This is a genomic window from Aequorivita sediminis (assembly GCF_032080575.2).
In the GTDB taxonomy this organism is placed as follows: domain Bacteria; phylum Bacteroidota; class Bacteroidia; order Flavobacteriales; family Flavobacteriaceae; genus Aequorivita; species Aequorivita sediminis.
This window is the reverse complement of the sequence record NZ_JAVLSO020000002.1, coordinates 339245-361596: the sequence shown is the minus strand read 5'-3', so window position 1 is coordinate 361596 and position 22352 is coordinate 339245. Positions and strand designations below refer to the sequence as shown.

Here is a 22352-nt window from a genome sequence, read left to right as displayed (position 1 = left end):
TATTTTAATTAATCATAAAACGCTTCGACAGGCTCAGCGTGACATGGTTATATTTCATTGGCATTAGGAACAAATCACAATTCAACAGTCACCCACATCCCTTTGTTCCGTGCGTAATACGAGTTGTCATACATGGCTTCAACCTGCGTTCCGGGTAAATAATACGTGCCCAAATAAGATGCATTTAATTTCACCGTAAAAGTTTTAGTTTCATTTCTATTCAAATCGAAAAAGAAATTCACGCGGTCATCACGAATGTCTGTGTAACGTGCATTGCCTGTTGCACCACCGCCCAATTCAGAAAAACTCGTATTTACAATTTCCCAACCGCTTGGGAAGATTTTCGCCAAAGCCACATTGTTTATCCAATCTCCCGAAGTATTTGTAACACTTACTTTGGCGATTATTTCGGTTCCTTGTCGCAATTTCGTTACGTCGATTGCTTTTCCATCACCTCCCAAATATTCAGATTTTATGGAGAGATTACGTCTTTCGGCAAGTTCTTTTCCTAGTGGAAGCTTTCCTCGTTGCGAAAGCGTAACGTAAACAATATTCCCTTTTTTATTGGTTACTGAAACTGAATTACTTCCCATTACAAACGACAGATCTCGTTGTGCAATGGCGCGGTCGGTTTTAACCTCAACCGATTTCCCTCCATTTGTAATAGTAAGTTCCATGGCTTTTCCGCCGTTCTTTTCAACCATTTTTGCCATCGTCATCAAGGCATACGAAGTTTCCTGTGTGCTATACCACCTTTCGGATGAAAGATCTTTCGCTACCGAAATTGCCAATTCACGTTGTTTTGGATTACCTAATAAAACCATAGTTTCCAAAGCCATTACGCGATTTCTGAACGGAGAACCGTAAGTATAATAGTCAGATTTTTGAGGGACAAAATTAATATTCGCCGTTTGTGCAATTTGCTCGGCAACGTTTTTCTTTCCAGCCAGAGCATAAGCCGCAGCCAGTCGCCATTTTGCATCATTGCTCAATTCTTTGCTTTCGCGAAGTCTATTCATTGCAGCCAATTCAGGTTTTCCAGCCAATGCCAAAGTGTAAAGTCGGTAAGCCTGCGTTAAACTAGAGTTGTACACCGCATAACTATTTCGCCATTGACGCGCAGTGTTTTGTTGATACAGCAACCAATTGCTCATAAAACTTATTGGGAGTGCATATCCTTTTTGTTTCGCTTCAAGCATAAAATGCCCTGCATAAGTTGTGCTCCACTCATCTGCTTCGCGCTCGCCAGGCCAATAGGAAAGTCCGCCGTTAGAAAGTTGAAATCTCCCTAAACGTTCTATTGTTGCTTTTACATTTTTTTCAATTTGTTGTTTTCTGTCGAATGGAACATCGAAAACATCTGCCAAATACAACTGCGGAAATGCAGTTGAAGTAGTCTGTTCCAAACATCCGTAGGGATAATTGATTAAAAACTCCATACGTTTGCCAAAATCCATCGGTGGCAAGGTTGAAAATTCAAGCGTCGCGGTATTGCTTCCGGGCACGCCGAAAGTTTCAAAATCTATGTTTTGCAAACTATTTTCAGCTATGGTGAATTGTGTTGATTTTTGCGAAATCGGGTTTGGGTTTTCTACATCAATTTCAACTTTGTGGCTCGCTTTTTCACCATTGCCCGAAGCGGTTACTTCTATGGTTTGAACCGCATCTGTCACGTTGATCGGAGTCGAAACACCTGTGTTGAGCGGAGTCGAAACACTGAATTCAAAATTTACAATCTGTTCGCCAGGTTCGTTAAAAGTAACAGTTTTTGAGACCCCATTTATCGGTTTCAAAGCATCGCCAGTTTTAACTGTAATCGTGGCAGTTTTCACTTTATTTTCCATGGCGAAAACGGTCACTGGAAGCGTAACGGTTTCTCCAGGTGATAATTTCCGCGGAAGCGAAGTTAGCACCATTAAAGGCGTACGAACCGGTGTGGTTTTTTCAACACTGCCGTAGGCACTTTTAGATTTGTCGCCTGCAATTACCATTGTGCGCACCGATCCTACATAATTTGGCATCAATATAGTGTGCGATGTTATTTTACCAGCGGCAAGTTTATACGGGCCGAGGTATTTTACAACAGGTTTAAATCTGTCTGCTTTTCTATTTTTTGCACCTAATGCAGCATCGCCTCCACCAATTGCATAAATATTATCCACACTACCCGAATATGCGCCAATTACGTAATCGAACATATCAAAAGTTTTCACCCCTAAAGCTTCGCGACGGTAAAAACCTTCGTGAATATTTGGCGTGACAAAGCTTGTTAAGTCTAGTAATCCTTCATCAACAACAGCCAAAGTATAGGTCATAGCTCTGCCATTTTCTTCGGAAACTTTTACGGTGAAATTTTCCTCAGGTTTCAGTACATTCGGCATCGTGATTTTCGGTTGTAAAACGGTTGAAGGGTCTTCCACCAATAGCGGAATTACGCCGTAAAGCCTCATTGGTAAATCATTTTTAGTTTGATTGTGTGGCTGAAGTAGTGAAATATTCACATAAATATTCGGCGCCATTTCCTTAGTGATTTTAATTCCTGCTTTGGTTTCTCCTTTTTTGGTTTCAATCCAATGGGTTTCTAAAACTTCAGTGCCATTTTCAACACTAATTAATGCACGTCCGCCACTACCCGAAGGGAAAGTTATAAAAGCTTCTTCACCAACATTATACTTCTCTTTATCTGCTGAAAAAACCAACATTTTTGCACTTTCAGCATCACCATCGCTTGGACGCTGCGACCAGTTTCTGTAGAAATAAGTGATGCGACCTGTTGCGTGACCAGATTGCTTATCAATAACGCGAATTAAATAACGTCCGCTTTCCTCTTCGGGAATGTTTACAGTGAATTTTCCCTTTCCGCTGCCATCAGTTTTTACGGTGAAATCTTTTACGGGTCTGTGAACAGTGGAATTTTCATAGGTTGAAAGGTTGTCTCTTCCTCGATTCCACCACCAACGCCATTCAATCTGAAATACTTTTACTTGTAGCTCACGATTGGCGGCAGCTTGGCCTTTAGAATCTACAGAAACCACATCAAAAGTTGTATTTTCATCTGTAAAATAAGAGCCGTACCGACCTGCTTCAGGCGATTTCAAACCTATAAAATGTGAGAATGGAGCCAGATCTTTTGAAAAAATATCCATTGAAAAATCACCGCCGCCTTCATATACTTTTGTTAAAAATGTAGCCTTTAACATTCCCGGTGCATTTTTTCCAATTTCCATCTTTTGGCTAAAAGAAATAGCACCTTCTGAAGAGAGGTGCCCATCTAAAACTGGGATTTCAACTTCATCAAAATCGCGAACTGGATCTATAAAATGATATTTTGGAAACTTTGGAAAAGCTGTATTACTCGAACGTAGCGTTGCAGCCATATCTATTTTTAAATTTCTAGCAGGCGAACCGTGAAGCCACATTGCACTTACTGTACCTTTTACAGGTTTTGTAGCATCGAGAACTTCCTCTTTAAAATCGAGTTTAAGTTTTAAACGATTTGGCTTTATGGTTGCTACTTTTAATGTGTGCGAAAATTGTGTGCCACCAACATTTATTGTTGCATTCCAATTTCCTGTGGGAGCAGAAGCGTCTGTGGCGATTGGGAAATAGTAGAAAGATCCAAGCCGCCTAGCCTCCGAAACCCCATCGCCTGAGACATCGATTCCAGAGGTTGATAAACTTGAACTGCTATTCAAAGCCGTTCTCTGAACTAACTTTCCCCTAGCATCGGTAACGGAAAGTGCTACGGGATGGTTTTTTGGAAGTGGATTTGCGTTGTCGTTTAACACAAATGTTAGGTGAATACTATCGCCAGGACGATAAACACCGCGTTCGGTATAGGTGTAACCTTTTAAACCTTTTTGAAGCTCCTTCCCAGAAATATCAAAATTGCTCATTGAAAGGGAATTTCCGTCTTCAAGTTTTACGTATGCAAAATTGTTTCCTTTTTGTGCTACTGCGAAAGCTGCATTTTTAGTGCCGTCGTAAAGTGTCATTCCATCGCCATCTGTAGTAACAGTTTCAATTAGTTGTTGCTGATAATTGAAAAGTTTAATTTTTACGCCACCTTCGGGCTTTGCAGAAATTAAGTTTGTAGTAATCAAATGATACGATTTATTGTTTCCTTTTTTTACAATTAATCCTAAATCTGAACCCAAAATATTTGCCGTCACTAAGCGATCTTCGTTGAAATAAGCAGGGTGGCAAGGATTGTCTCTCTCTTGCCAATTATAGGTGTATTTTCTCCAGCGGTAAATTTCGTTATCCCAATATCGCTCTTCGCGAATATCTTCATCTTCAATGGGATCGAATGTATAATAAGGGTCTTCTTCGTAGCTTTCGTTACTATCTTCTTCATTTGCTGTATTCTCGGCGCAATCATAAATGATATAGTCTTTATCAAAGCTAATTTCAAGTTGATAAATAGCACCAGGATCTGCTTTAAAATATTCCGAGAGGTTAATAGCGTATGCCTTCCAACTTCCATCAATTGCAAAATCATCATTTTTTAGATCGATAGTCTTTTTGGCAATTCGCCTACCAACTCGTCGAATATCGTATGTATTAATGTCGTTCAAATTATAGCTTTGAAGAAATTGCAAGACATTATTTTCGTAAATTTTAATAACGCGCACATCTACTTTTGAAAGATTTACAGCTTCAAAATAAACAGGCGTAGAAGCAGAGTTTGGAAGAATCACACCCTTTGAAATCATTCGCACGGCGGGCTTTAATTGTTCAAAGGAAACCAATTCTGAAAATTCCTTCTTCAACCCTAAACCTTCAGAATTTTTAATTCCTGAAAAAACGGTCACTTTTACTTCTCCAACTACCCGATTTGGTGGATACACATTAAGTACATTTCCGTTGACTTCGTATCGTAAATCCTGCGTGTTTTCAATAGTTACCAAGCCTGCAAAATCCTGGTTTTCCAGCAAAGGATCGGAAAAATTAATACTCAATAGTGGCGAAGGGCCCACAGAGCTACTTATATCAACAATGGTAAAATTATTTTGCCCCGGAATTCTAAATTTGTTTTCACCTTTGTTTTCTGCGCCTATAGGCTTGCCGTCCCATTTTATTAGAATTTCAGAATCGTTCACGTTACGGCTAATACTATCAATTGTAAAGTTGAAATAACGAGCTTCTGCTGTTTCTGCCGGCCATTTTAACTTTAAGTTTTTGCCTTCCTGTGAAACTGAAATCAATTGCTTGGCTTTTTCTAGAAAGATTACATCTGAGGCTTCCACAGATGCTTGAACGTATTGCCATTGTTTGTTGTAACTTTGAAGATTGCCGATGTCAACTTTAAAGTTTGGCGTGATTGTATGAAAACTGAAGGTATATGTCTTGAAGTCCTTAGCAATGTCTTCATATAACTTATTCAATTTTATCGTTACGGTATATTCCGTGTCTGGTTTTAAGTATTCCGCAGGCTGAAAAATTAGGGTTTTGCCGTTTTCAACTACCAATTTTCCTTTTGTTTTTGGAGAAATACTTAAGTAATTATCAGCTGTAAGTTCCTGTGTCATCTCAAACTGCTCCAATGGTTTCGTAAGCTCAACACGAATAGCGGCTGTAACAGATTGGTTTCCATAAGTGTTATACGAAATATAATCCTTGAATTTGAAAAGGTTGTCTGTTTTGGAGTGTTTGTTCTTGTCTTTACAAGCAAAAACGAGAAGAATCACAGATAAAATAAGCAAGCGATTAAAGATTTTCATGGGATTGGTATTGCAGCATCTAAATGTAACTGAAAAACAGTAGGCTTGCAATTAGCTTTCCAAAAATCTTGAAGTCGTATTGCTATTTATTCAAATTATTATCTTGATAAATACCAATTATTAATTTTCCTTCAGCATTCATTGATGCTCGGTACATTCCAGCAGTATTAAACTCCATTGCTACATTTCCGTCTTTATCAATTGCAACAATGCCACCATCTCCGCCAAGTGCTGGTACTTTTTTATGAATTACTTCCTTTGCCGCATCTTGTAAGCTCATTCCCTTATACTCCATCATAGCCGAAATATCGAATGCCACAACCGAACGAATAAAAAATTCACCCCACCCAGTTGAAGAAATCGCACAGGTTGCATTGTTGGCATAGGTTCCTGCTCCAATTATTGGGGCGTCACCAATTCGATTCCAGCGCTTGTTTGTCATTCCTCCCGTAGAAGTTCCCGAAGCGAGATTTCCGTGTTTATCTAATGCTGCACAACCAACAGTACCAAATTTTGAATTTTTGATGTAGGGATCTTCAAAGGAAATTTTTTCAGTGTTTTTAAGATTTTCTTTTTCTAAAACCCTTTGTAATGATTTATATCTACTTTTTGTATAGAAATAAGAAGTATCCATCATTTTATAACCTAAAGATTGAGCAAATTCTTCAGCACCTGTGCCATATAACATAACGTGTTCGCTTTCTTGCATTACATCTTTCGCTAAATCTATTGGATTTTTGATGTGTTTTACTCCCGCTACCGCACCTGCGTTTAGAGTTGCTCCGTCCATAATAGAAGCGTCAAGCTCATTTGTTGCATCGTGAGTAAAAACTGATCCTTTTCCTGCATTGAAAAGTGGGGAATCTTCCAATATGTTAATAGTTTTTGTAACAGCCTCCAAAGAAGTGCCTCCATTTTTAAGAATTTCATGCCCGATAGAAATTGCTTCCTTTAGCTTCTCTTTATAGGCAGTTTCTAAGGAGTCACTCATATTCTCCTTAAGTATAGTTCCCGCGCCACCATGAATTACAATCCCAAAAATATCCTCTTTACTATCGACAGTTTCATGAACCTTTAAAGCTTCAGAATTGTTTTTATTGGGGTTTTTACAGCTTATTAATAAAAGAAAACACAAGAGAGGTAATAAAATTTTGTTCATAATATGGAGTTTATTATTTCAGACTATATATATGATAATAATACTAATTTATCCTTAATTTAACGATGGTATTCTCATCAAATTTATTGTTTTATAAATTATTTTTCAAAAATACTCTTGTAGATTCAAATATATTTTTACTTTTGAACAAAATCTTATATCCCCACAATAATGATTAGAATAAAACAAAGCCTCCTCGTGGCATTTCTATGCCTTGTTTTAATTTCCTGCTCAAAAGACAATTCAATAGATCATCAACAAGTAAAATATGAAATAGACTTAGAGCTGGTTAAAAAGAATAACAGTGAGATGTCTTCTCGAATCTTAGAAATCATTAACATTCATAGAGATTCTTTAGGTTTAAACACACTACACTTAGACAACCAATACTCTTCTGCGCTAGCTGTGGACCATTCGTTATATATGATTGATATAAACGAATTAAATCACGATAATTTCGGATATCGTTCAGAAGCCATAAAATTTTATCAGAAGGCGCAAACAGTTAGTGAAATAGTTGGATATGGTTATGATACTGCAGAAGAAGTTGTAAATGCTTGGTTAAATAGTACAAGTCATAAAGTTATAATTGAAGGAGATTTTACTCATACCGGATTTGGTGTATTAAAAAGTGAGAATGATCGTAATTACTTTACACAAATCTTTTACAAAAAGTAATTCTACATCCCTTTTCTATTCTCTCAAATTGCTGTAATTTTACTATTTAACACAAAAAGTAAGGTTATGGCAATCAAAAAACCGTTTAATTTAAATAAGTGGGTAGAAGAAAATCGAGAGTTGCTAAAACCTCCTGTTGGCAATAAAAATTTATACATCGAGTCTGACGATTATATTGTTATGATTGTTGCTGGGCCTAATGCTCGTAAGGATTACCATTACAACGAAACTGAAGAACTGTTCTATCAACTTGAAGGAAATATTCAGGTTGCTATTCAGGAAAACGGAGAAAAAAAAATAATGGATTTAGGGCCAGGGGACATGTATCTTCATCCTGCAAAAGTGCCTCACTCTCCCAGTAGAAGCACCGGGTCAATTGGTTTAGTTATTGAAAGAAAACGCGTCGATCTTAAAGGAAAAGATGGATTATTATGGTTTTGTGATAACTGCAATAATAAGTTACACGAAGTTTATTTTCCGTTGAATAATATTGAAACTGATTTTCTAAAACATTTTAACCATTTTTACAACGATGAAGATTTACGCACATGCGATAAATGCGGAACTGTAATGGAAGCTGATTCTCGTTTCACACAAGGTTAACATGTTACTTATCAAACATATACAATTTCGTTTTACATTCTACAGTGCATTGTGTACCTTTGCACTTCGTAAAATTTTAGATTAAAAATAAAAAATATATGCAAGCAACAACCACTAGCTTCGGAATTGAAGAAGCATTGGAACAATTAGGAATTAAAGATACAAACCTTGGGACCTCTACAGGTAACAATTGGTTTTCTGAAGGTGAAGAAATCACTTCATACTCACCAGTTGATGGAAAGGTAATTGCAAAAGTATCTACATCATCAAAAGGAGACTATGAAAAGGTAATAGAAACTGCCACTTCAGCTTTTAAAGAATGGAGAGTAAAGCCAGCACCACAAAGGGGAGAAATTGTACGTCAATTTGGTGAAGAGTTAAGAAGATTGAAAGAACCTCTAGGGAAGCTAGTTTCTTATGAAATGGGAAAAAGTTACCAAGAAGGTTTAGGTGAGGTACAAGAAATGATTGATATCTGCGATTTCGCAGTTGGTTTATCTCGCCAACTTCACGGGTTAACAATGCACAGTGAACGTCCAGGGCACAGAATGTACGAACAATACCATCCACTTGGAGTTGTAGGAATTATTTCTGCATTTAATTTCCCAGTGGCAGTTTGGGCTTGGAATACAGCATTAGCTTGGGTTTGTGGAGATGTTTGTGTTTGGAAACCATCAGAAAAAACACCTTTAACGGGTGTAGCTTGTCAAAAAATTGCTGCTAAGGTATTTGCCGATAACAATTTACCAGAAGGTATTTCTTGCTTAATAAACGGTGATTATAAAGTTGGTGAATTAATGACTAACGATAAGCGTATTCCTTTAATTTCTGCTACAGGTTCTATAAGAATGGGTAAAATAGTTGCTCAAGCCGTTGCAGCTCGTTTAGGAAAATCACTTCTTGAACTTGGTGGAAACAATGCAATTATTGTTACTCCAGATGCAGATATTAAAATGACTGTAATTGGTGCTGTATTTGGTGCTGTTGGAACTGCAGGACAACGTTGTACTTCAACAAGAAGGTTAATTATTCACGAAAGTATTTACGACAAAGTAAAAGATGCTGTTGTTGCTGCTTATAATCAACTTCGAATTGGTAACCCACTTGATGAAAAAAATCACGTTGGACCACTTATCGACAAAGATGCTGTTAAGAATTACCAACACGCTCTTGAAAAAGTTGTTGAAGAAGGTGGAAAAATTATCGTTGAAGGTGGCGTTTTAGAAGGTGAAGGATACGAAAGTGGATGCTATGTAAAACCAGCTATTGCTGAAGCAGAAAACGACTTCGAAATTGTTCAACACGAAACATTCGGACCTGTATTATATATGATGAAGTATAGTGGTGATGTTGAAAATGCTATCGAACTTCAAAATGGAGTTGTACAAGGACTTTCATCTGCTATTATGACTAATAACCTACGTGAAGCTGAACGCTTCTTATCTGTTCAAGGATCAGACTGTGGTATTGCAAACGTAAACATTGGTACTTCAGGGGCTGAGATTGGTGGTGCATTTGGTGGTGAAAAGGAAACAGGTGGCGGACGTGAAAGTGGAAGTGACGCTTGGAAAATCTACATGCGCAGACAGACAAATACAATTAACTATACAACTGAGCTTCCATTAGCGCAGGGTATTAAATTTGATTTGTAAGATTTAGAATTTGACAAACTGAAGATTCATTTGTCTTATTAAATTAAAAAACCCCAAAGTTTAATTAAACTTTGGGGTTTTTTAATGTTCTAAAATCGATGATACTTAAATAATTCCGTTAGGCTCAACCCATTTGAAACGATTTGCGTCTTCTGGTATTTTTATTCGATCTGCAATTCGAAGCATTCTTGAAGGTAATTTTACAAGGTAATCACGAGCTTTTTCAGCTTCATCTGTAAGTCCAGAAATTTTAGAAATTTCCCAATGTGAGTTTAATCGTTCAAGAATATCGATATAATCATAAGTTGTATAAACACCTAATCGTTGAGCAGCATTACTAAAATCGTCAAAAGCTGAAGCCATTTTTCCACCACTTTGTCGAAGGTTTTGAGCTGGCATTATAATTTTTTTCTGCATCATATCTGCAAACGCCAACATCATTTCACTAGCATCGTATTCAAAAATAGTTTTTACGAATTGACGATAGGCTAAATGATGACGCATTTCATCTCCAGCAATCAAATTACACATCTTTGCTAGTGATTTGTTTCCTTTTTTCTTAGCGATTTTTCCCACTCGGCTATGCGAAATATTGGTTGCTAATTCCTGAAAGCTTGTATAAATAAAGTTTCTATAAGGGTCTCGACCAGTACCAACCTCAAAACCATCATTAATTAAATGCTGTGTTGTTATCTCCACTTCTCTCATATTTACCCTTCCAGATAAATACAAATACTTATTTAATGTATCTCCGTGTCGATTTTCTTCACCTGTCCAATGACGAATCCATTTACTCCATCCATTACGACCGTGCTGATCAACCCCCTCCATATCCATTAACCAACTTTCATAGGTTGGCAATGCTTCTTCTGTAACCATATCACCTACTAATACAATCCAAAAGTCGTATCCAAGTTCTTTAGCTTCTTCGCGAATCTGAGTTACTTCCTCCATATAATCCTCTTTCTGAAAATCTGGCAAAAGATCGGTTGGTTGCCAAATTTTTTCGACAGGAATAAGAAATTGATCGATATAATTATCAACCTCTTTTTCTATGGTTTGCATTACTTCGAGACGTATATTTTTAAGTGCCATGATATTTATTTTGGGGAAATTACTTATACAAATATAAGAACTGTAAAATGTATATTGTAATAAAGAAGTGCTAATTCCTACCTCTTTCTTCAGGATACAGAGAATGAACAGTTTGGCTTTGCCAAATTTCCTTAGAATCAATATCAAGCATAGACAACTTTCCTTTAAAAGCAGCTCCTGTATCAATATTCCAAACGTTTGCGAAATTAGCTGGGACATCAAAGCCTACTCGGGTCACAGGTGTATGGCCTATAAATATCTCTTTGAAGAGTTTTAATCGCTTAGGATATCTATCGTCATCCATTGGAATTCTAGTATCTAACGAACAGGCCATTTCCCATAACGTTCTATCCCAATACACCAAATGTGGATGATATTCGTGTTCAGGTCCGTGTAAATTCATAAACCCAGCGTGAAGAAAAAGCCGATTTTCTGAATCGACATGATAATTAGTAAGATTTTCGAGAAAGCGAAGGTGAATTCCTTTTTCAGTTTTTGATAGACCTGAATAGCTTTTTAAAGTACTTTCACCACCCTGATTTAGCCACATCGAATTTTTTTCACCTGTTTTTAAATAGTTATAAAGCAGTTCATCGTGGTTACCTCTTAAAAGAATACATCTATTTTCTTGAGAAAAATTTATTAAGTACTCAATAACTTCGGCAGATTCACTCCAACCATCTACATAATCACCCAAAAAAACATACTTAGTTTTCTTTGGAAGGTTTGCTCTTTCAATCAATTGTTTTAAAGCTTTTAACCCACCGTGAATGTCTCCTATTACAACTGTTCTCATTAAGATGAAAATAAAGAAATGATTGCTATTATAAAAATTAAAAGTAATACTAAAAAGAATATCTTCCAGAATGAATAAGGTCGATCTCCAGATATTATTCCACTTTGTCCGTTTACATAAAAGTTATATCGCTTCCCTTTAAATCTATAAGTACTTATATAAACTGGCAATAAAATATGTTTAAAGGTTTCGTCTGTTAGTTTCACATCAATAGATGAAATTCGTTGGGTATCGCCTCCTATATCTTTTCGAGCCCAAGTTAGAGCTACGGTATTAGTAACTTCATTGCTATCTTTATGTCCTTCCAATAAAGGAATTGTATATTTTTCGGTTATAAAACCCGATAAGTAACTACTATCAAAAGGTTTTAAAAGCTGTAAGTTCCATCGTGCTATATTAGGAGGGATTACTCCATTTTTTTGGTTTGAAGCTTTTATCAATGTATCATCTACAAAACCAGAAACACTTCCAGAAGCAGAATACCATCGCGTTCTTCTCTCCTGAATTGTTCGTTTATTTTTACCGCTTCCTACGGTTTTACTTACGTAATAATATTCACCTCTTTGCCCTGAATAAGTTGCATGAAGTTGTGCATCGAATGTCCAAAATGGAGCATATAAACCTTTCGTATTTTGCGGGTCTATTGCTGCCTTTTTTAGATTATTTGGTGCAAACCAAAGAGAGTCTACCCAGTCTTTAAAAATTTGATGGGCCTTTTGTTGAGTTATTTGAAATGGCAATACTGCTCCCGGCAATATCCACTCTTCAGTATAAGCATCTTCTATAATTAATGGTGAACCGCAATACACACAGGCAAGAGATTTGTAATTTTCTTCAATGTGTTGATTTGCCCCACAATTTTTACAATGAAGCATAGTAATTTCTTCACTGTGACTCAAAGAGCCCATCTTTTCTAAATAAGATTTAAGCTCTAACTCTTGGATTTCACTTTGTGAAGGTTCGATTTCTTCTGTATAACCGCAGTAATCACATTTAAGCTCTGTGGTACCAGGTGCATATATGAGTTCGGCCCCACAATTGACACAGGACTTTTTAAGTTCAGATTTTTTAGGTGAAATTTCTTCCATAAATTACGCTGTGGTTCGGAACCATTTTAAAAAAATTTTGAAGCAACATTTTTAAAATATTATCGAAGCCTATTGTGGTGGTAAAGGCGGAGGTGTATTTCCACCTAAGAAGGATTTCAGCTCTTCCACTTCTTGAAGTTTTGTCCATTCAGATAAACCTGCTTTCCAAATTAAAGTGTCTTTATTTATTGTTCTATTAGCAAACAAGCCTTTTAGTTGCTCTATACTAGCAGGGCCAGCCTGTGCACCATTTAAAGCATAGAAATATTGGACTGCTGTAGGCATTGGCGATGGCATTCCTCCACCTTGCTGTTGTTGAACTTGCTGTTGTCCCATTTGTGGGTTCATCATTCGGCCCATTTGTTGGGCAAGTACAAAGCCCATTCCCATTCCCATACCGGCGCCAGCTGTTCCACCTTCGTTTGCAGCAGCTGCTTCAATAGCTTTTGCAGTTTTGAATTTCGTTAATTTATCAAGATCTAATTTATCAATTCGGCTGTACTCAAAAATTTCCTTTTTCAAATCTTCTGGCATAGAAACATTCTCGATGAAGAATTTCTCTAAGGCAATACCTACACTGTTAAATTCGGGCTGCATAACTTCCTTACAGGTTTCAGAAAGCTCAGTGGTATTCGCTGCGTAAAGTTCAATTGGAAGATTAGCCTTTCCAACAGTATCTGTAAACCTAGTAGCGATTAAACTTTTAAGATGTTCGTTAATTTCAAAATTGGTGAAATTATTATCTGTTCCAACAATGTCAATTATAAATTTCCCAGGATCGTTGATTTTGAAGGCATACGTCCCGAAGGCACGAATTTCAACCAAACCGAAGCGTTCATCACTTAATGTAATCGGGTTTTTGGTTCCCCATTTTTCATCGGTAAATAGATGCGTGTTTACGAAGTAAACTTCAGCCTTAAACGGACTATTAAAACCGTATTTCCAACCTTTTAAAGTAGTTAAAATTGGAAGGTTTTCGGTGTTTAAGGTATATGTACCAGGTTTAAAAACATCTGCTAGTTGGCCTTCATTGATGAAAACAGCTGTCTGCCCTTCTCGAACGATGAGTTTAGCGTTGTTTTTAATTTCGTTTTGGTAGCGTTCAAACCTATGACATATGGTATCATCCGTATAGTCCAACCACTCAATGATGTCAATAAATTCATTGCTTAATTTTTCTTTGATAGTATCGAATATGCCCATAGGATTAAAATTTGTTATTGTGGTTTAAAGATATAAAAATTAGGCGAAAAGTGTTTTTAATTATAACTCACCTTTCTTAAAATTCGCAACGATTCTTTAGAAAACTGATAAGCATTTCCGTCATAAACTCTTAAAACCTCCTTGGCTTCTTGTAATTTTAGTTTGGCATCTTCAAAATTGTTTAGATAACAAATGAGATATGTTGAAGGAAGGAGAGGCAAATCTTTTTTCTCTGAATCGTTTAGCGGAATGTTGTGTTTTATTTTTTCCAACACCGCATTATTGGCATTAAAAATATGATATAGAGTTTTTTTATTAAATTGAGGCGGCTCGAAAATTAACTCTGTATCAATATTATACGATCCATTTTCATAAAATTGAATGGTAACTTCTTCCAAAGGATAATATTTGAACTGTTCATTCAAACCTAAATGCACATATTCTACAATTTTAAAATAATCTTCTGTAAAGTCGATGCTTATTTCATCTAAGGCAGAATAAAAAAGTCGAACTTGTTCGTTTATTAATTCAATATCAACTCTAGAATAGTAGGTTTTATCTTTTAGTTTCTTTGGCGTTCCTGCCCAGCAAACTACAAATTGTTCCATAAATACTTTGTAGTGACTTTCTAAGTCTTTGTGTCGATTATAAATAAAGTCGATGACCCCATCTAGCGTTAATTTAATATTGTTTTTAGCTGCGTTTTCTATAGATTTCACGATTTCGGAGTTCACATCTTTAATTTCAATATCGAAATCTTTTGGCATGGAAATACTGCCATCCCGCATAAAAATACTTCCACCCCAATACTTCCATATATTTTTTCGCAGCGAGGTGATTTTTCCGTGAGGTCTAATGGTAACCAACCCGACAACCTTGTCGGACAAATTTGGAAAGGCAACGTTTTCATAAATAATTAAAGGGGGATTAGTGAGATATGCATTTACAAGATTTTGAATTTTACTATCATCGAAAAAGTCGACACCTCTTATTTCGTTAGTTTCATCCTCTACACCTATTACGATAAATGAATTATTTGCAGGATTACTATTGCTTAATGCACAGATGTGTTTCAAGAATTTTGCTTTTCCTTCTTTACTGCTAAGATCAATTTTTCGTTTCTTATCATAGAAGCTACTCTCATCGTTATGTGCGAGTAAGTTTTTAATAAGAAGTCGTTTGTTAATCATTGTTTAATCTCGTTATCAGTCTACTAGGAAATTTAAAAATAGCAAAGCTTTATTATGGGCTATCTCAAAGATATTAAAACCTGAAGTTATCTTGTGAATATGTTTGATTTCAAAAACGTGTATAATACAGCATTTTATTACTAAATTTGCACCTTCTTAATTTATAGCCTTCAAGTTATGGTTTTCAGATTAAGAAATGATTAAATAAACTTAAACTGTTCAGCATAAAACTATGAGTAAACTTGTAATTGTAGGTACTGTAGCCTTTGACGCCATTGAAACTCCTTTCGGAAAAACAGGAAAAATTCTTGGAGGCGCTGCCACTTATATTGGATTAGCAGCCTCTCAATTTAAAACTGATGGTGCAATCGTTTCAGTAGTAGGCGGTGATTTTCCTGAAGAAAACTTAGTGATGCTGGAAGAAAAAGGAATGAACCTTTCTGGACTTGAAATTGTAAAGGAAGGAAAAACGTTTTTTTGGAGTGGAAAATATCACAACGATATGAACACTCGCGATACATTGATTACAGATCTCAATGTTCTAGCTGATTTCGAACCTAAAGTTCCACATGATTATAAAGATGCTGAAGTAGTTATGTTAGGAAATCTTCATCCTCTCGTCCAATTAGGTGTTATTGAACAAATGCAGAATCCTAAATTGATAGTGTTAGACACAATGAACTTTTGGATGGACAGTGCACTAGAAGATTTAATGAAAGTAATTGCTAAGGTTGATGTAATTACAATTAATGATGAAGAGGCAAGACAACTTTCAGGAGAATATTCGCTAGTAAAGGCAGCTCACAAGATCATGGAAATGGGGCCTGATTACGTAGTAATAAAAAAAGGAGAACACGGCGCATTATTATTTGGCGATGATGATGTTTTCTTTGCACCCGCTATGCCATTACGAGAAGTATTTGATCCTACAGGTGCAGGTGACACTTTTGCTGGAGGGTTTACCGGATATTTAGCAAAAACAGGAGATTATAGCTATTCAAATATGAAAAATGCTGTTATTAACGGCTCAGCATTAGCTTCATTTTGTGTAGAAAAGTTTGGACCAGAAAGATTATTGAATTTGTCCAATAAAGAAGTGTACGAACGAATCCAACAATTTAAAAGCCTAACCCAGTTTGATATAAAACTAACATAAATACACGCCCTGAAATTTCAGGGCGTTTTTTATACTTTAAAAATTTAAAATTATACAACTTAGTAACTTTTAACGAGTATTTTTAAAAAATGAGCGACGCCTTAAAACATGAATGTGGAATAGCAATGGTAAGATTGCTAAAACCTTTAGAATATTACAAGGAAAAATACGGCACTGCCTTTTACGGGGTAAACAAAATGTACCTTATGATGGAAAAACAGCATAATCGAGGTCAAGATGGTGCTGGATTTGCAAGTATTAAGTTGGATGTATCGCCAGGAGAACGCTATATTAGTAGAGTACGTTCAAATCAAGCACAACCTATTCAGGATATATTTTCGCAAATTAACGAAAGAATAAACTTAGAATTCAAAAATAACCCTGAATTAAAGGACAGTGTTGAAGAACAAAAAAAGCACATTCCTTATATAGGCGAATTATTTTTAGGTCACGTTCGTTATGGAACTTTCGGTTTAAACAGTATTGAAAATGTTCATCCTTTTCTTCGTCAGAATAATTGGATGCATCGCAACCTTATTATTGCGGGGAATTTTAATATGACCAATACAAACGATCTTTTCGACAATCTTATTAAGTTAGGAATGCATCCAAAAGAAAAAGCTGATACAATTACTGTTATGGAACGTATCGGACATTTTCTTGACAGTGAAGTAAGCAAGCTTTATAAAAAAGCAAAAACACAAGGTCTTAACAAACAACAAGCTTCTCCTTATATCGCAGAAAATTTAAAAGTTGCTAAAATCCTTCGTAAATCTGCATCCAATTGGGATGGTGGTTACGCAATGGCAGGGTTATTAGGTCACGGAGATGCCTTTGTATTAAGAGATCCAGCAGGGATAAGACCAGCGTATTACTATCAGGATGATGAGATTATTGTAGTAGCTTCAGAAAGACCAGCTATTCAAACTACTTTCAACGTACCTTTTGAATCGGTTAAAGAACTTGAACCAGGTCACGCCTTAATTATCAAGAAAAACGGGAAATTAAGCACTCCCGAAATTCTTGCTCCATTAGAAAGAAAATCTTGTTCTTTTGAGCGTATATACTTTTCACGTGGAAGTGATGCAGAAATTTACCAAGAGCGTAAAATGCTAGGAAAACTTGTGATGCCTAAGGTATTAGAAGCCATCAACTACGATACAGAAAATTCAGTATTTTCATTTATTCCAAATACTGCCGAAACTTCATTCTACGGAATGTTAGATGCTGCACAAGACGAATTAAACAAACAAAAGAACGAAGTAATTCTTCGTGAAAAAGACAATCTTACCGCAGAAAGACTTCAGCAGATACAAGCACATAAAGTAAGGACTGAAAAAATCGCAATTAAAGATGTTAAGCTTCGAACATTTATTACAGACGACAGCAGTCGAGATGATTTAGTTGCTCACGTTTACGATGTCACTTATGGAGTTGTAAAACCTGAAGATAGTTTAGTAATTATCGACGACAGTATCGTACGTGGTACAACCTTGAAAAAAAGTATCTTAACAATGCTTGATAGGCTGCATCCAAAACAAATTGTAGTAGTTTCATCTGCTCCACAAATACGCTACCCAGACTGTTACGGAATAGACATGGCGAGACTTGAAGACTTAGTGGCATTCCAAGCAGCTTTAGAATTACATAAAGATCGCGGCACCTATTCAGTAGTCGAAGAAATTTACAATAAGTGTATTGAACAATCAACGTTAAAAGATGCAAAAGTTGTAAATCAAGTAAAGAGACTATACGAACCGTTTACCGATGAGGAGATTTCAGATAAAATTGCTGAAATAATTAGTTCGGAAACTATTAAATCTCCTGTTAAATTAATCTTCCAAACTGTAGACAACTTACACAAAGCTTGCCCTAAAAATTTAGGAGATTGGTATTTTACTGGCGATTACCCTACTGCAGGAGGAAACAGAGTGGTAAATCGCGCTTATATAAACTTCTTTGAAGGGAATTTAGGTCGCGCCTATTAATGCTGAAAACTATTTAAGTTTATTAAACTTAACACAATAAAAAAATCCGCAATCAAATTGATTGCGGATTTCTTATATATAGCTGTTATTTAAAAACTTGCTATTATTTATTTTTTGAGTAATTATCTGAAACTTCGTCCCAGTTTACTACGTTCCAAAATGCTCCTACATAATCAGGACGCTTGTTTTGGTACTTTAAATAATAAGCGTGCTCCCAAACATCTAGTCCTAAAATTGGAGTTCCACCACATCCAGTATTTGGCATTAATGGATTATCTTGGTTTGGAGTAGAGCAAACTTCTACTTTTCCTCCTTTGTGTACACATAGCCAAGCCCATCCAGAACCGAATTGAGTTTTAGCTGCATCTGAAAACTTTTCTTTAAAAGTATCAAAACTTCCAAAAGCATCATCAATAGCTTTAGCCAAGTCACCTGAAGGCTTGCCACCACCATTTGGAGACATTACTTTCCAGAAAAGACTGTGATTGTAAAACCCACCGCCGTTATTACGAACAGCTTTGTTATCCATATCTAAATTCTTAAGGATATCTTCAATAGACTTTCCTTCCATATCTGTACCTTCAATGGCAGCATTTAGATTGTTGGTATAACCTTGATGGTGTTTTCCGTGGTGTATTTCCATTGTTTGAGCGTCAATATTAGGCTCTAATGCATCGTGTGCATACGGTAATTTTGGTAATTCGAAAGACATAATTATATCGTTTTTTTATTGGTTATTACTAAATTGACTCAAATTTAATCATTATCTCTATCAAAAAGTGTTATAGGTTTTATAAGATTTCTATACTGCTATAGAATAATTTGATTCAGAAGAGATAAAAACAGTAATTTAGTACAAAATGTGAAAATCTTGACAAAACATACCTCTTTTTCTATATATGACGCCGCTGCGGGAAGCGGAAAAACTTTTACGCTTGTAAAAGCGTACTTAAAGCAAATTCTTTCTGCAACAAAAGATGACTACTTCAAACATCTGTTAGCTATAACTTTTACAAACAAAGCGGTGGCCGAAATGAAACAACGCATTGTAGAAACTCTTGTTGCTTTCAGTGATGAAAAATGTATTTCAGAGCCTTTACCTATGCAAGTTATTATTGCAGAAGAAACTGGAATGTCTATTGAAGAAATTCAAAAACGCTCAAAACGAATTCTAAAAAATTTACTTCATAATTATGCCGCATTTAGTGTTGAAACAATTGATAGTTTTAACCATAGACTAATTCGAACTTTTGCAAGAGATTTGGAGCTTGCCAATAATTTTGAAGTTTCTCTAGATACTCCTGAACTTTTGGCTGAAGCTGTAGATTTGTTGTTAAGCAAGGCAGGAGAAAACAAGGAAATTACTAAAGTTTTACTGGAATTCGCATTAGAAAAAACCGACGACGATAAATCTTGGGATATATCCCGTGACATAGCGAATGCTGCAAAATTACTTTTTAATGAAAATGATGCCGATCAAGTTTCAGTGTTAAAGGAAAAAACTCTTGAAGATTTTCTTGAATTTAAGAAGCAATTGGTTTTAAAAAGAAAACACCTTTCCGAAGAAATTGAAAAAATTGCCAGCGAGACACTGCAACTAATAGATGAAAGTGGTTTAGAACACTCAGATTTCAGCAGAGCAACATTACCCAATCATTTTTTAAAATTGAAATCTGGAGAATACAATGTGTACGCCAACAAACTTCAGGAAAATTTAGAAACAGGAAAAAGTCTTTATAAAGCAAAAGAAGACCCTTCGATAACCTCTATTATCGATAGCTTAACTCCAACCTTTCTCTCAAATTACTTGAAAATTAAGGAAATGGTGAATAAGTTTAATTTATACGATTCTATTTTAAAAAACATCACTCCTCTTTCTGTAATTAACCTTGTTAACCAAGAAATAGAAAAGATCAAGATAGAAAAAACTATACTTCCTATTTCAGAATTTAACTCGATTATAAATAAAGAAATTAAAAATCAGCCCGCTCCTTTCATATATGAACGTATGGGAGAAAAGTATCGACACTTTTTTATTGATGAGTTTCAAGACACCTCAAAATTGCAGTGGGACAACCTTATTCCTTTGATTGATAATGCGCTTTCGCAAGAGATAGATCCAAATTCGGGAAGCCTTTTATTGGTAGGTGATGCCAAACAATCTATCTATCGATGGCGTGGTGGACTTCCCGAACAATTTATGGGTCTTTATGGCAACAACAATCCTTTTCAACGTGAAAAAGAAGTGCTTTCACTCGACACAAATTATAGAAGTTGTGCCGAAATTATAGACTTTAACAATCAGTTTTTCACTTTTGCCGCTTCATATTTTTCTAACGAAACCCACGCAAAACTTTATGAATTAGGTAACAAACAGAAGCTAAACAACAAGAAAGAAGGTTATATAAAATTTGAATTTATTGAGAAACAGAAAAAAGAAGAGAAACAAGAAAATTACGGTCAACTTGTATACAACACTATACTTGATTTAAAAGAAAAAGGCTTTTCAGAAGGTGATATATGTATACTAACTCGCAGAAAAACAGATGGAATTGCTTTAAGTACTTTTTTAATGGAAAAAGAAGTGTCTGTTATATCATCTGAAACACTTTTACTTCAGTCTTCTGCATTAGTGCAAACTTTAGTTTTTACATTACAACTTTGTTTGTATCCTCAGAATGACGAAGCAAAAGTTAATCTGTTAGACTTATTACACGACCATTTAAACCTTAAAGAGGAGAAGCACAGTTTTTTTACGAAATTCCTAAATATTTCAGAAGCAAAATTTTCGGAAAACCTATCGGAATACGGTATAGATTTTAAATTTACAGAAATGCGATCAGTTTCTCTATACGAGGCATTCGAGTACTGTATCGATAAATTTAAAATGCAACAAGTTGCCGATGCTTATTTATTCGGGTTTATGGATTTAGTTTATGAGTTTGAACAACAACCACAAGCCGATAAAATTTCATTTTTAGACTATTGGGACACCAAAAAAGACAATGCATCTATTCCCTCTAGCGAAGGAGCAAATGCTGTACAATTAATGACCATTCATAAATCCAAAGGTTTAGAGTTTCCAGTGGTAATTTTTCCGTTTGCAGACATTCAACTTTACGATGCCAAATACGATAAACTTTGGTACCCCTTAAATGATGAATTCAGTTTCAATCAAGCACAAATTAACTTTAAGGCGGAAATTGAAAATTATGGAGAAATCGGGAAAGAAATGTACAATGAACATAGAAATCAATTAGAATTAGACAACCTTAACTTACTTTATGTAACTTTAACTCGTGCAGTAGAGAAACTATATATTTTTGCTGAAACACCAACTGAGACTAAAGATGGAACACCTAATAGTTATAACCAACTTTTTATGGAGTTCTTAAAGAATAAAGGAATGTGGAATTCCGATCAAATGATTTATGATTTTGGAAAAAACTCACCTAAGCTTTCAAAAGATAAAGAAATAGTTTCGCAGCAGCTACCTATATATCTATCTAGTAGTCCCAAAAAACACGGATTAAATATAGTTTCAACAGAAAATTTAATTGAGGATGAAGAAATTCAGGCTGCAATTACAGCTGGAAATCTTTTACACGAAACCATGGCAAAGATTTATACGAAACAAGATGCCGAAGTAGTGCTAGCCAATTTAAAAGAACGTGCAATTATCCCTAAAGAAGAATTTTCAGTATTGAGTAATATTGTAAATCAAATTATAAATCATGCGGCCTTAAAAAATTTATTCGAAGGTAATGACAAAGTTTACAATGAGCGCAGTGTAATTACAAAAACGGGATTAGTATTGCGCCCGGATAGAATTAATATCAGCTCAGAAAATACGGCTGTAATAATAGATTACAAAACAGGTTCACCAAACATTTGGCATACCGATCAGTTAACAGAATATGCCAATGCATTACAGCAAATGGATATTGAGGTTTTACAAAAAATACTTATCTATAGTAACGAAGGTGAAATAGTAATAAATAAAGTTTAATTTTGAAAGATC

Annotated in this window: 14 protein-coding genes; 6 read left to right on the top strand and 8 right to left on the bottom strand. The window is 35.6% G+C overall.

What is annotated here, in order from left to right; genetic code table 11:
* Positions 1–74: 74 nt before the first annotated feature.
* Positions 75–5723, bottom strand: a complete 5649-nt coding sequence (locus tag RT250_RS05080) for an alpha-2-macroglobulin family protein (protein WP_313112724.1) — start codon at positions 5721–5723, stop codon at positions 75–77.
* Between the two features lie 82 nt (positions 5724–5805).
* Positions 5806–6882, bottom strand: coding sequence for an isoaspartyl peptidase/L-asparaginase family protein (locus RT250_RS05075; RefSeq protein WP_313112723.1), 1077 nt, complete (start codon positions 6880–6882; stop codon positions 5806–5808).
* A gap of 171 nt (positions 6883–7053) precedes the next feature.
* Here RT250_RS05075 and RT250_RS05070 point away from each other — a divergent pair, with 171 nt between their 5' ends.
* From RT250_RS05070 to amaB, 3 genes are all read left to right on the top strand, one after another.
* Entirely contained in the window at positions 7054–7560 is a 507-nt protein-coding gene (locus RT250_RS05070; RefSeq protein ID WP_313112721.1) for a CAP domain-containing protein, read from the top strand.
* Between the two features lie 66 nt (positions 7561–7626).
* Positions 7627–8163, top strand: a complete 537-nt coding sequence (locus tag RT250_RS05065) for a 3-hydroxyanthranilate 3,4-dioxygenase (protein WP_313112719.1) — start codon at positions 7627–7629, stop codon at positions 8161–8163.
* 98 nt (positions 8164–8261) lie between these two features.
* Entirely contained in the window at positions 8262–9815 is a 1554-nt protein-coding gene (amaB, locus tag RT250_RS05060; RefSeq protein WP_313112717.1) for an L-piperidine-6-carboxylate dehydrogenase, read from the top strand.
* Between the two features lie 105 nt (positions 9816–9920).
* Here the strand turns inward: amaB and RT250_RS05055 are convergent, their stop codons facing one another.
* The 5 genes from RT250_RS05055 to RT250_RS05035 form a co-directional block, all read right to left on the bottom strand.
* The gene (locus RT250_RS05055; protein WP_313112715.1) at positions 9921–10910 is read right to left on the bottom strand and encodes an acyl-ACP desaturase; all 990 of its coding nucleotides are present in this window, start codon (positions 10908–10910) and stop codon (positions 9921–9923) included.
* 70 nt (positions 10911–10980) lie between these two features.
* Positions 10981–11706: a metallophosphoesterase family protein gene (locus tag RT250_RS05050; RefSeq protein WP_313112714.1), complete on the bottom strand. Its 726-nt coding sequence runs from the start codon at positions 11704–11706 to the stop codon at positions 10981–10983.
* Entirely contained in the window at positions 11706–12794 is a 1089-nt protein-coding gene (locus RT250_RS05045) for a TFIIB-type zinc ribbon-containing protein (RefSeq protein ID WP_313112712.1), read from the bottom strand. Before RT250_RS05045 ends, RT250_RS05050 begins: the two co-directional genes overlap by 1 nt.
* A 69-nt stretch (positions 12795–12863) precedes the next feature.
* The gene (locus RT250_RS05040; protein ID WP_313112710.1) at positions 12864–13997 is read right to left on the bottom strand and encodes an SPFH domain-containing protein; all 1134 of its coding nucleotides are present in this window, start codon (positions 13995–13997) and stop codon (positions 12864–12866) included.
* A gap of 56 nt (positions 13998–14053) precedes the next feature.
* Entirely contained in the window at positions 14054–15187 is a 1134-nt protein-coding gene (locus RT250_RS05035) for an ATP-binding protein (protein WP_313112708.1), read from the bottom strand.
* A gap of 232 nt (positions 15188–15419) precedes the next feature.
* On the opposite strand from RT250_RS05035, the gene RT250_RS05030 reads away from it, so the two are divergent.
* Both RT250_RS05030 and RT250_RS05025 read left to right on the top strand, forming a co-directional pair.
* Positions 15420–16343: a PfkB family carbohydrate kinase gene (locus tag RT250_RS05030; RefSeq protein WP_313112706.1), complete on the top strand. Its 924-nt coding sequence runs from the start codon at positions 15420–15422 to the stop codon at positions 16341–16343.
* A gap of 89 nt (positions 16344–16432) precedes the next feature.
* A complete protein-coding gene (locus tag RT250_RS05025) occupies positions 16433–18331 on the top strand; it encodes an amidophosphoribosyltransferase (RefSeq protein ID WP_313112704.1) in 1899 nt (632 codons plus the stop codon).
* Between the two features lie 103 nt (positions 18332–18434).
* Here RT250_RS05025 and RT250_RS05020 read toward each other — a convergent pair whose 3' ends face one another.
* Complete coding sequence (locus RT250_RS05020; RefSeq protein WP_313112702.1) at positions 18435–19043, bottom strand: superoxide dismutase; 609 nt, start codon at positions 19041–19043, stop codon at positions 18435–18437.
* A gap of 159 nt (positions 19044–19202) precedes the next feature.
* On the opposite strand from RT250_RS05020, the gene RT250_RS05015 reads away from it, so the two are divergent.
* Positions 19203–22340 carry a UvrD-helicase domain-containing protein gene (locus RT250_RS05015; RefSeq protein WP_313112701.1) on the top strand — a complete coding sequence of 1046 codons (3138 nt, stop codon included), beginning with the start codon at positions 19203–19205 and terminating at the stop codon, positions 22338–22340.
* Positions 22341–22352: the final 12 nt, after the last annotated feature.

Coding starts and splice junctions, on each gene's coding strand:
- RT250_RS05030 (WP_313112706.1), top strand. CDS start 15,420: ATGAGTAAACTTGTAATTGTAGGTACTGTAGCCTTTGACGCCATTGAA.
- RT250_RS05050 (WP_313112714.1), bottom strand. CDS start 11,706: ATGAGAACAGTTGTAATAGGAGACATTCACGGTGGGTTAAAAGCTTTA.
- RT250_RS05070 (WP_313112721.1), top strand. CDS start 7,054: ATGATTAGAATAAAACAAAGCCTCCTCGTGGCATTTCTATGCCTTGTT.
- RT250_RS05065 (WP_313112719.1), top strand. CDS start 7,627: ATGGCAATCAAAAAACCGTTTAATTTAAATAAGTGGGTAGAAGAAAAT.
- RT250_RS05080 (WP_313112724.1), bottom strand. CDS start 5,723: ATGAAAATCTTTAATCGCTTGCTTATTTTATCTGTGATTCTTCTCGTT.
- amaB (WP_313112717.1), top strand. CDS start 8,262: ATGCAAGCAACAACCACTAGCTTCGGAATTGAAGAAGCATTGGAACAA.
- RT250_RS05035 (WP_313112708.1), bottom strand. CDS start 15,187: ATGATTAACAAACGACTTCTTATTAAAAACTTACTCGCACATAACGAT.
- RT250_RS05045 (WP_313112712.1), bottom strand. CDS start 12,794: ATGGAAGAAATTTCACCTAAAAAATCTGAACTTAAAAAGTCCTGTGTC.
- RT250_RS05020 (WP_313112702.1), bottom strand. CDS start 19,043: ATGTCTTTCGAATTACCAAAATTACCGTATGCACACGATGCATTAGAG.
- RT250_RS05055 (WP_313112715.1), bottom strand. CDS start 10,910: ATGGCACTTAAAAATATACGTCTCGAAGTAATGCAAACCATAGAAAAA.
- RT250_RS05075 (WP_313112723.1), bottom strand. CDS start 6,882: ATGAACAAAATTTTATTACCTCTCTTGTGTTTTCTTTTATTAATAAGC.
- RT250_RS05040 (WP_313112710.1), bottom strand. CDS start 13,997: ATGGGCATATTCGATACTATCAAAGAAAAATTAAGCAATGAATTTATT.
- RT250_RS05025 (WP_313112704.1), top strand. CDS start 16,433: ATGAGCGACGCCTTAAAACATGAATGTGGAATAGCAATGGTAAGATTG.